Source organism: Arthrobacter sp. P1_D12 (genome assembly GCF_056406175.1).
The window spans coordinates 54355-70496 of record NZ_JBFUAR010000015.1 but is presented as its reverse complement, the minus strand read 5'-3'; the positions used below and the strand labels follow the sequence as shown (position 1 = coordinate 70496).

The following is a 16142-nucleotide window of genomic DNA, read 5'->3' as shown; positions in this document are numbered from 1 at the left end:
ATTTCACTCCAGCAGGGCGTGCATTGTGGCAAACAAACCACATGCGCGCTCTCGTTTTGGGTGAGGCAGTGCACGCATGTTCCGTGACGCTCCGGACGCTGTCCGGAGCCGCCGTTGGCGCGCTCACGGGGGATGGCCACGTGCACTTTTCCCCGTGCCCGGAAGGTCCAAGAGATTCGGGCAATTGTGGTCAAGTTCTTCACATCGGACGGCAAGTTCAGCTTCGTCAAGGTTGGCACGCAGCTCGTGGTGCTGGTGGCACTGGTGCTGGGCCTCGTGGCCTTCGTCGGCAATAACAAGACGATCACACTCAACGTGGATGGCAAAGTCAGCTCCGTCCAGACCTTCGGCGGAACCGTCGGCGAAGTCGTCAAGAGTGCCAAGGTTGAACTGCAGCCATCTGACAGGGTGTCGCCTTCGGCGGACGCCCACGTGCAGGACGGGTCAGTCATCAACGTCAACCTCGCCAAGGCCGTCAAGGTCAGCCTGGACGGCGCCGAACGGACCATCTCCACCACCGCACCCACCGTCGAGGGGCTCGTGACCGAACTCGGCGTGGCCAGCGCCTCGCAGGTCTCCGTGCCCAAGGACGCCCAGCTTGCCGTCTCGGGCTCCTTCGTCTCCATCTCGACGCCTAAAAAGGTGAGCCTCGTTGCGGACGGCAAGGCGGCAGCGACCACCACGACGGCGGCCACAGTCGCCAAAGTGCTCGAGGACGCCGGGCTTTCGCTCGGGGCCAGCGACCGCGTCTCCCAGCCCGGGAACGCTCCGGTGGTCAATGACATGGTGATTAAGGTCTCCCGCGTCGACGTCAGCAAGACGGCCAACACCACCGAGCCCGTCGCCTTCGAAACGCTCACCACCGAGAGTGCTGACATGTTCAAGGGTGAGAAGAAGGTTACCCAGGCCGGCGTCGCCGGTACCACCAGCAAGAACTTCAAGCTGGTCCTCGTGGATGGCCGGGAAGCCTCCCGGACCCTGGTGTCCGAGACCGTCAGCGTCCAGCCCGTCACCGAAAAGGTCACTGTCGGCACCAAGGAAAAGCCCGAGCCCGCCGCCAACACCGGTGCGGCCGCCCCCGCCATGATGAACCAGGGCATGTGGGACAAGATCGCCCAGTGCGAATCCGGCGGCAACTGGTCCACCAACACCGGCAACGGCTACTACGGAGGCCTGCAGTTTGACGTCGGTACCTGGCTCAGCTCGGGCGGCGGCGCCTACGCCCCGAACGCCGCGGCCGCCACCAAGGCCCAGCAGATCGCCGTCGCCAACCGGGTCTACGCCCAGCGCGGACTGCAGCCCTGGGGTTGCGGCTGGGCGGCCTCCAGCTAACAGGCCCGACCGGCGGCTGACCGCCCGCCACTGAACGCCCGACTCCCGCGGCTGCCGACCACAGCCGGGGGAGTGCACAGGCCGGGTCCGGATTCCCTCCGGACCCGGCCTGCGGCGTACCGGCGCCGGGATAGGATACCTAGGTGACTGAACCGAGCCCCTCCGCCCCCGAAAGCCTGCCCGGAGCGGCGCCCGCACCGCTGATGGGTGCCTCCGATATCCGCCGGCTGGCAGAGGAAATCGGCGTGCGGCCCACGAAGACCCTCGGGCAGAACTTCGTGATCGACGGCAACACCATCCGGCGGATCGTGAACGCGGCCGACATCCGGGCCGATGAGACCGTCCTGGAAGTCGGGCCCGGACTCGGGTCGCTGACCCTTGGCCTGCTGGACGCCGCCCGCAGCGTGGTCGCCGTCGAGATCGATCCGGTCCTTGCCGGGCGCCTGCCTGCCACTGTGGCCGAGTGGCGTCCGCACGCCGTCGGGAACTTCCACCTCGTCCTGGCCGACGCCATGCGGGTCACCGAACTTCCCGTCGAGCCGACCGCGCTCGTGGCGAATCTTCCCTACAACGTGGCCGTTCCCGTGGTGCTGCACCTGCTGCAGCACTTCCCGAGCCTGCAGCACGGCCTGGTCATGGTCCAGGATGAAGTCGCCGACCGGCTCGCGGCCGGGCCCGGTTCCAAGACCTACGGCGTTCCATCCGTCAAAGCCGCCTGGTACAGCAGCATGCGCAAGGCCGGCGTGATCGGCATGAACGTCTTCTGGCCAGCGCCCAAGATCCATTCCGGACTCGTCGCCTTCACGCGCCGGGAGCCCCCCGTCACGACCGCCACCAGGGAGCAGGTCTTCGCTGTGATCGACGCCGCCTTCGCGCAGCGCCGCAAGACGCTCCGGGCCGCGCTGGCCGGCTGGGCCGGCAGCGCCGCGGAGGCCGAACGCTGCCTGCGGGCCGCCGGCGTCGACCCCACCGCACGCGGCGAAGTGATCGACATCGCGGCGTTCGCCAGAATCGCCGAAGCCCACGGACAACCGGACTCCTGAGCTCCTTGTGAGCTCTGCATGGGCGCCGCCGGGGGCTGTTGCGTGCTTGGAGCCCGGGCCGCGATGCCATAGCGTGGAGCCATGAACGCAGTGAGAGGGCGCTTTGCCGCGAGGACCGTCCGGGTGAAAGCTCCAGGCAAGGTTAACGTCTCACTGGATGTCGGACCGCTGCGGCCTGACGGCTACCACTCCGTGGCGAGCGTCTATCTGGCTGTCTCGCTCTACGAAGAAATTGCCGCCACCAGCACCGATACCGGCGAGATCACCGTCAGCATCAGTGACGCGAGCACCGTGGACCTCGACGGGGTGGACATTCCGCTCGATCACCGCAACCTGGCCTACAAAGCCGCCGCCATCATGGCCGACGTCTCGGAACACTCCACGGGTGTCCACCTGGAGATCACCAAACGTGTGCCCGTGGCTGGCGGCATGGGCGGCGGATCGGCCGACGCCGCCGCCACCCTGCTGGCCTGCGACGCGTTATGGAACAGCGGACTGTCCCGCGATGAGCTGGCCCACCTGGCCGCCGAGCTCGGCGCCGATGTTCCCTTCGCGCTGCTGGGCGGCACCGCCGTCGGACTGGGCCTGGGTGATGACCTCTCGCCGGCCCTGGTCAAGGCCCAGACGGACTGGGTCCTGGTCAGCGCGGACTTCGGCCTGCCCACCCCTGAGGTCTACCGCACCCTGGACCGCCTGCGCGCGGCCGAGGGCCTGGCGGTGGACGAACCCGACGCCGTGGATCCCGGCGTGCTCACGGCTCTGCGCAGCGGCGATGCCGACGCCCTGAGCCGCGTCCTGGTCAACGACCTCCAGCGCGCCTCGATCGAACTGGCCCCGGGCCTGCGCGAGACCCTGGGCCGCGGCGAGGCCTGCGGCGCGATCGCAGGCATCGTCTCCGGCTCCGGACCCACCGTCGCGTTCCTCGCGCATAGCCCCGCCGCGGCCGCCGGACTCGCCGAAGAGCTGCGGCACCACAGCCTCGACGCCATGGCGGTGCACGGGCCGGTGCACGGGGCCCGCATCATCTCCGATACGCTCCTTTAGGAGCTTTTGACGCACCGCATCCAATGACTTCACAGCTTCACTTCACCGATACACCTAAGAAAGCAGTTCCCAGTGGCACACCTGCTCGGCGGCGAGAACCTCACGGTCTCGTATGCAACCCGTACCGTCCTCGATGGCATTACCCTCGGCCTTGAAGAGGGCGACCGGATCGGGATGGTGGGCCGCAACGGTGACGGCAAGTCAACCCTGATGCGGTTGCTGGCCATGCGCTCCACCCCGGACTCCGGCCGGGTGACCAAGCGCAGCGAGGTCAACATCGGCTACCTGGACCAGAGCGACGTGCTCGACGGCGACCTTACCGTCGGCGCCGCGATCGTGGGGGACCAGGCCGACTACGAGTGGGCCCGCAATCCCCAGATCCGCGAAGTCATGGGCGGGCTGGTGTCCGACGTCGACTGGCACGCCAACGTCCACGCGCTCTCCGGCGGGCAGAAGCGGCGTGTGGCGCTGGCCAAGCTGCTGATCGAGGACCACGACGTCATCATGCTCGACGAGCCCACTAACCACCTCGACGTCGAAGGCGTCGCGTGGCTGTCCCGGCACCTGAAGACCCGCTGGCGGGCCAACCAGGGCGCCTTCCTCGTGGTCACCCACGACCGGTGGTTCCTCGACGAAGTCTGCACCAAGACCTGGGAAATCCACGACGGCATCATGGACCCGTTCGACGGCGGCTATGCCGCCTACGTCCTGGCCCGCGCCGAGCGGGACCGGTCCGCGTCCGTGATGGAAAGCAAGCGCCAGCAGCTCGTGAAGAAGGAACTCGCCTGGCTCCGGCGCGGTGCCCCGGCCCGCACCGCCAAGCCCAAGTTCCGGATCGAGGCAGCCAACGCCCTGATCGCGGACGTCCCCGAGCCGCGCGACTCGACGGCGCTGAGCAAGATGGCCACCGCCCGGCTGGGCAAGGATGTCCTGGACCTCGAGCACGTCTCGCTGGACTTCCTCGGCGGCGAGCCCGGGCAGAAGCTCTTCGACAACATCACGCTGCGCCTCGCCCCCGGGGAGCGGCTGGGCCTCGTGGGCGTCAACGGCGCCGGCAAGACCACCCTGCTCAAACTCCTCAACGGCGAGATCCAGCCCACCTCCGGGAAGGTCAAGCGCGGCAAGACGGTGGTCACCGCGGTCCTGACCCAGGAGGTCAAGGAACTCGACGACGTCTCGGATCTGCGCGTGATCGAAGTGATCGAGCGGGAAAAGCGCTCCTTCAACGTCGGCGGCAAGGAATTCACCGCCGGCCAGCTCGTGGAGCAGCTGGGCTTCACCAACGAGAAGCAGTGGACCCCGGTCAAGGACCTCTCCGGTGGCGAACGCCGGCGGTTGCAGCTCCTGCGCCTGCTCGTGGGGGAGCCGAACGTGCTGATGCTTGACGAGCCGACCAACGACCTCGACACCGACACGCTCGCCGCCGTCGAAGATGTGCTCGACGGCTGGCCCGGCACGCTCGTCGTCGTCAGCCACGACCGCTACCTACTTGAGCGCGTCACGGACCACCAGATGGCGCTCCTTGGTGACGGCAAGATCCGCGCCCTGCCGCGCGGCGTGGACCAGTACCTCGAACTGCGGGAAGGGGCTCTGGCCGGCTCCACGATCACCGGCGGCGGCAACCCCGTCACCTCCGCGGGCGGGGGATCCGCGCCCGCCGCCAGCGGCCCTTCTGAGGCCGAAAAGCGCGACGCCCGCAAGGCCAAGAACCGGATCGACCGCCAGCTGGGCAAACTCAAGCAGCAGGAAGACAAGATCCACGCCCAGATGACCGCCGGGGCCGGGGACGCCAGCAAGTTCGACCAGCTCGCCGGGCTCAACGCGAAACTCCAGGAACTGGCCGGCGAACGCGAAGCCCTTGAACTCGAATGGCTCGAGGCCCTGGAAGTGCTGGGGGAGTAGCCTCCTGCCCATCCCGGGACATGTCCAGCGTGAGCACCCGCCGCTGGACATGTCCCTCGCAGCCCTCAAAACCCACGGGACATGTCCCTTGCAGGGCTGAATTTCCGCTGGGCATGTCCCTCGCAGGGCTCAATTTCCGCTAGGCATGTCCCTCGCCGCGGGCCAGGGATGGGCATATTGGCATTATGTCCATTGCTCGGGACTAACACTGGGCATGTTCCGCATTGGAACCAGGGTCTCTGCGCACGCCCGGGAAGGCACGTTCCGCGGAGYKCGTGAATCCCGCGGCACATGTCCGGCCGCGCAGACCAACACTGGACATGTCCCTTGGAGGGCTGAATTCCCGCTGGGCATGTTCCTCGGCGCGGGCCAGGGATGGGCATATTGGCATTATGTCCATCGCTCGGAACCAACGCTGGGCATGTCCCGCWTAGGGGACGGGGTCTCGGCGCGTGCCCCGGGAAGGCACGTTCCGCGGAGCTCGTGAATCCCGCGGCACATGTCCSGCCGCGCAGACCAAGAATGGGCATGTCCCGTGGCGCCGCCCACCCGCGCCCACCACCGCCCACCCGCGCCTGCCCGCCCCCTTCCACGGCGCTGAGTCGCACGAGCATCAACCTTCGTGGCAGAATTGATTCTCGTGCCACAGGTCAAGCCTGGGCACGGTCCGCTCTGGTGTAATGGCAGCACCCCGGCCTTTGGAGCCGTGGAGTATAGGTTCGAGTCCTATGGGCGGAACTTGGCGAGACACACTGCGCAACCAAGCAAGGAGAGCCAATACGTGAGCCCCGAGAATACTGGCCCAGCCGCCGTGATCGTACTAGCTGCAGGGGCCGGTACCCGGATGAAATCCCGTACCCCCAAGATTCTCCATGAGATCGGCGGCCGCTCGCTGGTCGGCCACGCGCTCCAGGCGGCCCGCAGTATCAGCCCCCGCGAGCTGGCCCTGGTGGTCCGGCATGAACGCGACCTCGTGGCCGCACACGTCTCCGCCCTCGATCCGAAAGCCCTGATTGTGGACCAGGACGATGTGCCCGGCACCGGCCGCGCGGTCGAGGCGGCACTGGAAGCGCTCGACACGCTCGACCCCCAAGGACGGCTGGGCGGAACGGTCGTGGTCACGTACGGCGACGTCCCGCTGCTCACCGGTGGCCTGCTCAGCGAGCTCGTCGTCGCCCACGAGGCCGAGGGCAACGCCGTCACCGTCCTCACCGCCGTGCTCGAGGACGCCACTGGCTACGGTCGCATCCTCCGCGCAGAAGACGGAACCGTCACGGGAATCCGCGAACACAAGGACGCCACCGGCGCCGAACGCGAAATCCTTGAGGTCAACTCCGGCATTTACGCCTTCGACGCCGCCGTCCTGCGCGACGCGCTGGTCCACGTCACCACGGACAACGCCCAGGGCGAAAAGTACCTCACCGATGTCCTGGCCCTGGCCCGCGCCGCGGGCGGCCGCGTCGCCGCCGTCGTCACCGAAGACCGCTGGCAGGTGGAGGGCGCCAACGACCGCGTCCAGCTCTCGGCGCTCGGCGCTGAACTCAACCGCCGCACCCTCGAAGCCTGGATGCGCGCCGGCGTGACCGTCGTGGATCCCGCCACGACGTGGATCGACGCCACGGTGACGCTCGACGAGGACGTCCGGCTCCTGCCCAACACCCAGCTGCATGGCAGCACCATGGTGGCGCGCGACGCCGTCGTCGGCCCGGACACCACGTTGACCGACGTCACGGTGGGGGAGGGCGCCACGGTGATCCGCACCCATGGCTCCGGCTCCACGATCGGGGCGCGCGCCAGCGTGGGCCCCTTCACCTACCTGCGCCCGGGCACCGTCCTGGGCGAGACCGGCAAGATCGGCGCGTTCTACGAAACCAAGAACGTCACGATCGGCCGCGGTTCGAAGCTGTCCCACCTCGGCTACGCCGGGGACGCGGAGATCGGCGAAGACACCAACATCGGCTGCGGCAACATCACGGCCAACTACGACGGCGAGAAGAAGCACCGTACGGTGATCGGTTCGGGGGTGCGCACCGGTTCGAACACCGTGTTCGTGGCCCCCGTGCGCGTGGGTGACGGCGCCTACAGCGGCGCCGGTGCGATCATCCGCAAGGACGTCCCGGCCGGCGCCCTCGCCGTCACCCTGGCCCAGCAGCGGAACTCGGACGGCTGGGTGGTGGCCAACCGCCCCGGTTCCGTTTCCGCCGGCCTGGCCGAGTCCGCCCTGGCCGAAGCCGCTGCCTCGGTGGATTCCGCCGCGGGCGCCGCCCCAACATCCTCCACTACTCCGGCACCGACAGAAGAGGGCTAGCAATCATGAGCGAAATTACGGCACACGGCGAGAAGAAGCTGGTGCTGGCCGCGGGGCGCGCGCACCCTGAGCTGGCGAAGGAGATCGCGAAGGAGCTCGGCACCGAGCTGCTGCCCCTGGATGCCTACGACTTCGCCAACGGCGAGATCTACGTGCGGGCCGGCGAGAGCGTCCGAGGCACCGACGCCTTCGTGATCCAGGCCCACCCGGCACCGTTGAACAACTGGCTCATGGAACAGCTGATCATGATCGATTCGCTCAAGCGGGCCTCCGCCAAGCGCATCACTGTGGTGTCCCCGTTCTACCCCTACGCCCGGCAGGACAAGAAGGGCCGTGGCCGCGAGCCGATCTCGGCACGCCTCGTCGCCGATCTGTACAAGACCGCCGGCGCCGACCGCATCATGAGTGTGGACCTGCACACTTCCCAGATCCAGGGCTTCTTCGACGGCCCCGTGGACCACCTGATGGCCATTCCGCTCCTGGCCGACTACATCCGCACCCGGGTCGGCTCGGACAAGGTCACTGTCGTCTCGCCGGACACCGGCCGCGTCCGCGTGGCCGAGCAGTGGGCCGAGCGCCTCGGCGGCGCGCCGCTGGCGTTCGTGCACAAGAGCCGGGACCTCACCGTGCCCAACCAGGCCGTCTCCAAGACGGTCGTGGGCCAGATTGAAGGCCGCACCTGCGTCCTGATCGACGACATGATCGATACCGGCGGAACCATCTCCGGCGCCGTCCAGGTGCTCAAGAACGCCGGCGCCAAGGATGTCATCATCGCCGCGACCCACGCCGTGTTCTCCGATCCGGCGGCCCGCCGGCTCTCCGAGTCCGGCGCCCGCGAAGTCGTGGTCACCAACACGCTGCCGATCACCGCGGACAAGCGCTTCCCGCAGCTGACCGTGCTCTCCATCGCGCCGCTGATCGCCCGCGCCATCCGTGAAGTGTTCGACGACGGCTCCGTCACCAGCCTGTTCGACGGCCAGGCCTAAGCCGGCCGGCGGAGGGCCCGGTTTCAGGAACCGGTCCCTCCGCTGGTAGCCTTGTACCGAAACCTTGGCGAGGGAGAGCGCCGGCATTCCGTATTGATGTGAATTATTCGGAACCCGGACTGCTGGTCTCCGTAATCGACTGGGTCTGAATCTCCTTCTGAAGGGCCGCCGCACGGCAGCCCGGCGTTGAAGGTCGTAAACAGACCTCCGCCCTTGCTGAACACCGTTTAGTCCCACAGCTTGAAATCCCACGAGGAGATATCCATGTCTGAGCAGAAGCTCGCAGCAGAAGTCCGCACCGAATTCGGCAAGGGCTTCGCCCGCCGCGCCCGCATGGCCAACCTGATCCCGGCCGTCATCTACGGCCACGGCGCCGAGCCGATCCACATCACCCTGCCGGCGAAGGCCACCACCCTGGCCGTCCGCACCGCCAACGCCCTGCTGACCCTGGACATCGACGGCGAGCAGCACCTGGCCCTCGTCAAGGACATCCAGCGCAACCCGATCAAGCAGATCATCGAGCACCTCGACCTGCTGACCGTCCGCACCGGCGAGAAGGTCACCGTTGACGTGCCCGTTCACCTCAGCGGCGAGCTGGCTCCGGGCAACGTCCACAACCTGGAAATGACGGTCGTTTCCGTCGAAGCCGAGGCAACCCACCTGCCGACCGCCATCGAGGTCAGCATCGAAGGCCGTAGCGCCGGCGAGCACATCCACGCTTCCGACCTCGTCCTGCCGAAGGGTTCCACCCTGCTGGCCGACCCCGAAGCACTCGTCGTCAACATCTCCGAGGCCACCGAAAACGTCGAAGAGGGCGAAGAGGGCGAAGCAGCCACACCGTCAGCCGAAGCAGCAGCCGAGTAATTCCGGCGAATTAGACGGCGGCCGGGTCCCTCAGGGGCCCGGCCGCCTTCGTCTCCGGTGCCGTAGCCCGCGCCGTACGCGCCCACTTGACCCGGCCCACCTGACCCGCCCCACTGGCCGTGTCCTACCGGCCGCGTCCCACCGAAGGACTGACCCATGACCGACACCTGGCTGATCGTAGGCCTTGGCAACCCCGGATCCGAGTACAGCCACAACCGGCACAACGTCGGGCAGATGGTCCTGGACGAACTCGCCTCGCGCGTCGGTGGTGGCTTCAAATCGCACAAATCGCGTGCCCAGGTCCTCGAAGGGCGCCTGGGCATCGGCGGACCCCGGATCGTGCTGGCCAAGCCGCTGTCATACATGAACGTCTCCGGCGGCCCGGTGTCTGCCCTGGCCCAGTTCTTCGGCATCGATCCGGCCCATGTCATTGCCGTCCATGACGAGATCGACATCCCCTTCGACACCGTGCGGCTCAAGATCGGCGGCGGCGAAGGCGGCCACAACGGACTGCGCGACATCTCCAAGGCCCTGGCCACCAAGGACTACCTGCGCGTGCGGGTGGGCGTCGGGCGTCCGCCCGGACGGATGGAGACCGCGGACTTTGTCCTGCGTGACTTTTCCGCGCCGGAGAAAAAGGAACTGCCCTTCCTCATCGACTCAGCTGCCGACGCCGTCGAAGTCCTGGTCCGGGACGGCCTCACCGCCGCCCAACAAAAGTTCCACCCCGCCAAGGCGACGTAGCCCTCCCGGACGTATACGCAGGCAAAACAGCACGGAGCCAAAATGCCACGACCGCGGGCCGGCCCGGGCCCGCGGCAGGCGGCCGGCGACTAAGTTGCATGCGGATTACGTGTTTCCTTTCCAAGCTTTCCGCATTCCAGCTATGATCTGTCTACTCTCATGTCGGGGGATAGGGATACGCTACTTCTAAGTGGGCAGTCCGGGGTTGCTGTCTGCAAAGCGGTACGAAGGAAACTACATGTCGAGGGATTCGCTGGGCTGGGGGAATGTTTCCACTACATTGGCACCCGCCGAAGAAGAACATGCTGCCGGTCAGGTCGCGAGACACGGCTGGTCCGGTTTGGCGCGGAACGCTGATGCCGAGCGCGTCCGCCAGGAACTGCTTGCCCAGGACCGGATGGGCGTCGTCATCACGGGCGACCGCGGCGTGGGCAAAACGCTTGTCGGCCGGACCGCCCTCGCGGGCTTCGGCCCCGAGGTGTACACCATCCAGCTCCGCAGTTCAGGGCCGGGGTCGGCAACGCCGTACGGCTGCCTCGCCTTCACCCTTGCGCGGCTCCCGCAGAGTTCCCTGGGCTCGCCGACCGCCATCCTGCACGGCATTACCTCGCTGATCCGCGACGACGCCGCCGGCCGCCAGTGCGTGATCCTGCTCGACAACGCCGGTGCCCTCGATGAACTCAGCACCGGGGTCCTGCTCAACCTGCTGCAGACCCGGACCGCCCGGTTGATCGCAACGGCCCAGCGCACCACTGACCTTCCGCCCGATTTCTACTGGCTCATCACTTCCGGCCAGCTCGCCGAGGTCCGGCTCGCCAACCTGACCGAGCTCGAGACGCTGGAGGTCCTGCAGTCAGCTTTGGGCCATCGGGTCTCGACCGCCCTCGCAAGCCAGCTGCACCAGCTGGTCGGCGGCAGCCCCACGCTCCTGCAGGCCGTCGTCTCCGAACAAATCGAACGCGGAAACCTTGTCCTGTCCGGATCCGTGTGGACACTGCTCGATGAGGTCGTGCTCGATGGCCGCACGGCGCTGGAGGATATTGTCCGGGCCAGGTATGCCAGGGAAACACCCGAGGCCCGGGAGGTCATCGACGTCCTCTCCTGCGCCCGGACCTTGCCCCTGTCCCGGCTCGCCAGGATGTACAGCCCCGGTGTCATCGCCGACATGGAAGAGGCCGGCCAGATCGTGGTCGACCGCGCGGACCGGCACCTCGTCACGCTGGGCGACCGCTACCTCGGCGACATTGTCCGCAACTGGCTCAGCGTGGAGCGCCGGCTGGAGCTCCGGGACAAGGTCCCCGGGCACCAGGAACATGAACTGGACGAGCTGACAGTCGAAGACCTGCTGGCCTACGCGGCGTGGACCCACGACTGCCACGCCCAGCTGGCCCCCGCGCACGCCGTGGCGGCTGCCAGTGCCGCCGTCAAGCTCTTCGACCCGAAATTTGCACTCAAATGCGCCGGCAGTCTTTCTCCCTCTGATCCTGAATGGGCCGAAGGGCAGCTCCAGAAATCGGCCGCCTACCTCCAGCTCGGCCTGCCCCTGCAGGCCATGTCCGCGCTGGACGACGTCTCCGAACGGCAGGTCCACGGCCTTGCGGCCGAGAACTTCGCCGAATTCATCGCGGCGAAGGCTGACTGCATGGCGTGGCTGGATGACCGCTCCGGCCAGGTCCCCGAACTGCTCGGGCAGGCCAGGGTCCGGCTCCAGGACCTGAGTCTGGACGAGCCGTCCCCCGCTCTTGCGGCGCTTGCCCGGGCGGGGCTCTGCCTGGACCTGTGCGAGTTCAACTATTTCTCTTTCATCGGGGATTTCGAGCCCATGATGGAGCGGCTTACCACCGCTGCCACCACGGACGTGCCCGGCGCCGATCCCGTGCACCGGCTCAGGTCGGCCATCATCCTGATGGAGGCCTGGTCCATGACCGGTCACGAACTCGACGCCCGCAAACTCATGCGGGAAATCGGCGGACAGCTGGGCGAGTGGTCCAACGTGCCGCGCATCCGGGAAAACTTCGCTTGGCGCTCTTTCAACGTGCTGCTCCTCTCGGGCCTGTGGCGCCAGGCCATCGACATGCTTAAGGACGCGAGCGGCCGGGCCGGGCACGGGCTGCATTCCGGCAGCGCCGCTACGGACCTCGCCGTCGGACTCGCCTATGTCTATGCCGGCCGCGGGTACATGGCTCTGGATCCGTTGCTGGCCGCGATCGCCCAGCTGGAGGTCCGGGCGAGCCTGCAGTCCCTGCGCCAGGCATACGCCGCCACTGCTTTTGCCTACGCCCAGACCGGCAACTCGGTTCAGGCCACGATCTACCTGGACCGGGCCCGCTCGGCTGACGGCCCGGCCCGCTTCACGGTCGGCAGTTCCACCGAGTTCTGCATGGATATGGCGTCGCGGTGGCTCGGTGACCCCGAGGCCAAGGATCGGCTGATACGGTCCGCGGAGGAGCATTTCCGGAAGGGCCGCTACACTCTGGCCGGCATCTGCATGCTCGGGGCCACCGTCAACGGCACCGTCAAGGATTTTCTTTTCATGGAGGAAATCGCCGGGCTGCGGCAGGGGCCGCTGGCCGAGCTGTCCCGGACGGTCGCCTTCGGCAGCCGGAAGAAGGACGCCGCGATCATGCTCGAAGCCGCCGGGCAGGCCGCGGGGCTCGAACTGGACGCCGTCCAGGCCCGGTGCGCCGCGCTGGCATTCGACTTCGCGAAGGGCGCCGGGCTGACCGCCAGCGCCAACGCCGCCTACAGCATGCTGGAGAGCCTCTCGGAGTCCGTGCCGGCGCTGCCTGTCATGCCGCGCAACAAGGGTCCGCTGCTGACAGACCGGGAGCGGCAAATCGCCACCCTGGCCGGGAACGGGGTCTCCAACAAGGACATCGCCCTGGAAGTGGGCATTTCCGTCAGGACCGTGGAGGGCCACTTGTACCAGGTGTTCACGAAGCTCGGCGTTTCTTCGCGAAGTGATCTGCTTGGACTCATCTAGGGGGCCGGCGGGGAACCCCGGCACGGCGTCGGCCCGCGCCTTGACCGGGAGGTCGGAAGATTTGATGTCGGCAGTGGAAGCCCTCCAGGGCGGCAGCCATGTGGCCGTGTTCGTCCTCGGCGACAGCGGGATGGGCAAATCAAGGCTCATCGACGCCGTCGTCGGGGAGCTGGGCCCGGAGGTGACGCCGGTGCCGATCCACGGCAGCGCCTCGTTGACCAAGGTGCCCTACGGTGTCCTTGGCCCCTTCATCGTCGGACTGCCGGTCCAGGAAGCAACATCGCAGCTGGCCGTGCTGAGGACCCTGTGGGCGCATCTGGAAGAGCAGAAGCGGGCCACCCAGAAGCCCCTTCTGCTGGTCGTTGACGACGCACACGATCTCGACGAGGCGACGGCCGGAATCCTCGCGGAGCTGGCGGCGGCCGGCTGGGCGAAACTGCTCGTGGGCGCGGCGGCCCGGCCCGGACTGCCGGAACCGCTCCTGCAGCTTTGGTTTGAAGGCATCGCCGAACGGCACGACCTTCGCCCGCTCACCCTCGCGCAGACCACAGAGATGCTGGAGGGCGAGCTCGGCTCGCAAGTGCTGCCAAACGTCGCCGAGATCCTCTGGGAGGCCTCCGGCGGCAACCCGATGCTCCTCAACGGGCTCCTGGACGACGCCAGGAACGACGGGACGCTGCTGCGGCGCAACGGTGTCTGGTTGTTCACCCGGCACCTGAACAGCCACGGTGACCGGCTGACCGACGTCGTGCGCCGCCAGCTGCTGCTGCGCTCGCCGGAAGAACGCCAGGCCCTGAACCTCGTGGCGCTGGCCGAACCGGTGTCCCGGGAACTGATCGAGTCGGTGGCCGGCGAAGAGGCCGTGGGATCACTGATCGACAGCGAACTGATCCGGGTCACGGACGACGGGACGGGTGAGCTGCGGCTGTGGCATACCGTGTACGGCGACACCCTGCGGAACCTGATTTCGCCGGCCAGGAGCCTGCAGCTTCGGCAGAGCCTGCTGCGCAAGATGGACAGCGAGCCGACGTCTGCCGAGGGACTGCTGCGGCAAGTGAGCTGGTCGATCGAATGCGGCGCGGAGGTCGAGGACCGTCAGCTCCTGAGGGCGGCCGTGTTGGCGAGCCGGCTTTACGAGGACGAGCTCGCCCGCAAGGCTGCCGTCCTCGTCAAGGATCCGGAACTGCAGATGGCGGCCCGCGCCGTGATAGCACGGACCCGCTACAACGCCTCCGACTACGTGGCGGCCCGGGACATCCTCGACGCCGATTTCGGGCAGGGAAACAGCATCCCCGGGCTCCTGGCCGGATCCCTCCTGTGGGCCGCAACGATGTCTGCGCTGGGGCACACGCCGGCAGAGATCATCAAGCGGGCACAGGTGCTTCGACGCGCCGCCGAACGCCTCGCCGCGGCCCGGCCGGACGACGCCGAAGCCATTCACCGTGCCACGGAAGAGCGGCTGGAGATCCTGGAAGCCATGGTCCTGGCGCTGGCGGGCGAGTACGCCGCAGCCCCGGTCGCGGCGGCGTCCGCCGAGGACGCGGCTGCCGGCACGCTGCCGTCGAACACCCCGCCGTCGAACGCCCCGCCGTCGAATGCCCCGCCGTCGAACACCCTCGTACAGGCGTTCCGGCTCTGCCTCGACGCGGAGCGGCTCTTGGCCGGCGGCAAGGGACTGAGCGCCCTCGCCGCGATGACCCGGGCCATCGAGGCCGCCGGGGCCGATCACGATGAGCTCTACTTCCTCACCGACTTCCTCGTGGTCCGATCCGCGGCCGCCGCACTCCACTCCGGCGACTGGCAGGGGGCGGAAAGCCTCCTGACCGGCTTCGTCGCCGGATCCGGGCCCAACCTGATTTCCTTCGGCGGGGGAGTGCACGCGGCGCACGGCATCATCCTGCTCTACCAGGGCAAGGCCGCCCAGGCCCTGAACACGCTAGGTGCCGCGCTCGAAGCGCTGCGGTTGACCGACCCCCAGCAGCTGTTCGCGCTCACGGCGGCCATGGCCTTCGCGGCAGCCGCCGAAGTTGGTGCCCAGACGAAGGCGGAGCTACTCCTCGCCGACTTCGAGGCAGCACCCGCGGCCTTGCCGCGGTTTATGCGCTCGCTGGCCGCGATGGCCGTGGTCTATGGAAAGGCCCGGCTCGGGAACTACCCGGGTGCTATCGCGGAACTGAAGCGGCTCGGCCGCCCGTACCCGGACGTGGACACCGCCGGGCTCGAACTCGACGCGCTGGCCTTCTGCCTGGCCCTGGGGGACACGGACTCTGCGCCGAGGCTGCTCGAACTCCGGGCCGGGCTCGAGGGCCCAAGGCCCGCCGCGATCTGCGCCTACGCCGCAGCCATCAGCACGGACAACGCCGCAGACCTCCTTGAGGCCGCGAAAACCTGTGAGGAGGCGGAACTGTGGGCCTTTGCCGCCCTCGCCTACGACGCCGCGGCGCACGCCTACCGGGCCGCGGGCGACACCCTCAGGGAGCGCATGGCCAATTCCCAGCGGAAGCGGTGCCTGGACCGGGCCGATGACCTTCCCGGTGACGAAGCGGCCAAGAACGATGACTCGCTCGGCATACTGACCCGCCGCGAGCGCGACATTGTGGCGCTGGCGGTACGCGGCCTCACTGACCGGCAGATTGCCGCAGAGCTCCAGGTGTCCGTGCGCACGGTTGAAGGCCATCTCTACCGCAGCTACGCGAAACTCAACGTCAAGGGCCGTGAGCAGCTTCCCGGTATCGGCGGGCACTAGCGGCAAGCAAGGGAGAGGCCGCGTGGGGCCGTGTCCGCCGGCCGGCCGTGGCGGGCCGCTTCCCCGGTGTCCGGGCCGCTAGCTTCCCCGGTGTCCGGGCCGCTACCGGCGCCAGACACGTGCAGCGGGATTGCAACTACTTGGTCTGGGCCTTGCGGCAGCGCCGGCCCAACTGAGTACAGCTACGTAG

At 67.9% G+C, this 16142-nt stretch carries 10 protein-coding genes and 1 tRNA gene; all 11 read left to right on the top strand.

All coding sequences use genetic code 11. From position 1 onward, the window contains the following. The first annotated feature begins 186 nt into the window (after window positions 1–186). The gene (locus AC1DZV_RS12835; protein WP_476950428.1) at window positions 187–1332 is read left to right on the top strand and encodes a ubiquitin-like domain-containing protein; all 1146 of its coding nucleotides are present in this window, start codon (window positions 187–189) and stop codon (window positions 1330–1332) included. Window positions 1333–1535: 203 nt separating this feature from the next. Next, a complete protein-coding gene (gene rsmA / locus AC1DZV_RS12830; RefSeq protein ID WP_476950480.1) occupies window positions 1536–2375 on the top strand; it encodes a 16S rRNA (adenine(1518)-N(6)/adenine(1519)-N(6))-dimethyltransferase RsmA in 840 nt (279 codons plus the stop codon). A gap of 81 nt (window positions 2376–2456) precedes the next feature. Further along, a complete protein-coding gene (locus tag AC1DZV_RS12825) occupies window positions 2457–3419 on the top strand; it encodes a 4-(cytidine 5'-diphospho)-2-C-methyl-D-erythritol kinase (RefSeq protein ID WP_028276492.1) in 963 nt (320 codons plus the stop codon). A 72-nt stretch (window positions 3420–3491) separates the two neighbouring features. Continuing rightward, window positions 3492–5321: an ABC-F family ATP-binding cassette domain-containing protein gene (locus AC1DZV_RS12820; protein ID WP_476950429.1), complete on the top strand. Its 1830-nt coding sequence runs from the start codon at window positions 3492–3494 to the stop codon at window positions 5319–5321. 666 nt (window positions 5322–5987) lie between these two features. Continuing rightward, a tRNA-Gln gene (locus tag AC1DZV_RS12815) sits at window positions 5988–6059 on the top strand. 43 nt (window positions 6060–6102) lie between these two features. Next, window positions 6103–7629, top strand: coding sequence for a bifunctional UDP-N-acetylglucosamine diphosphorylase/glucosamine-1-phosphate N-acetyltransferase GlmU (gene glmU / locus AC1DZV_RS12810; RefSeq protein ID WP_476953849.1), 1527 nt, complete (start codon window positions 6103–6105; stop codon window positions 7627–7629). 5 nt (window positions 7630–7634) lie between these two features. Beyond that, complete coding sequence (locus AC1DZV_RS12805; RefSeq protein ID WP_018774662.1) at window positions 7635–8615, top strand: ribose-phosphate diphosphokinase; 981 nt, start codon at window positions 7635–7637, stop codon at window positions 8613–8615. Window positions 8616–8879: 264 nt separating this feature from the next. After that, window positions 8880–9479 carry a 50S ribosomal protein L25/general stress protein Ctc gene (locus tag AC1DZV_RS12800; protein WP_476950431.1) on the top strand — a complete coding sequence of 200 codons (600 nt, stop codon included), beginning with the start codon at window positions 8880–8882 and terminating at the stop codon, window positions 9477–9479. 156 nt (window positions 9480–9635) lie between these two features. Continuing rightward, on the top strand, window positions 9636–10223 hold the full coding sequence (pth, locus tag AC1DZV_RS12795; RefSeq protein ID WP_028276488.1) for an aminoacyl-tRNA hydrolase: 588 nt from the start codon (window positions 9636–9638) through the stop codon (window positions 10221–10223). Window positions 10224–10461: 238 nt separating this feature from the next. Further along, a complete protein-coding gene (locus AC1DZV_RS12790; protein WP_476950432.1) occupies window positions 10462–13206 on the top strand; it encodes a helix-turn-helix transcriptional regulator in 2745 nt (914 codons plus the stop codon). Then, complete coding sequence (locus tag AC1DZV_RS12785; RefSeq protein ID WP_476953848.1) at window positions 13184–15952, top strand: LuxR C-terminal-related transcriptional regulator; 2769 nt, start codon at window positions 13184–13186, stop codon at window positions 15950–15952. Before AC1DZV_RS12790 ends, AC1DZV_RS12785 begins: the two co-directional genes overlap by 23 nt. Window positions 15953–16142 lie beyond the last annotated feature (190 nt).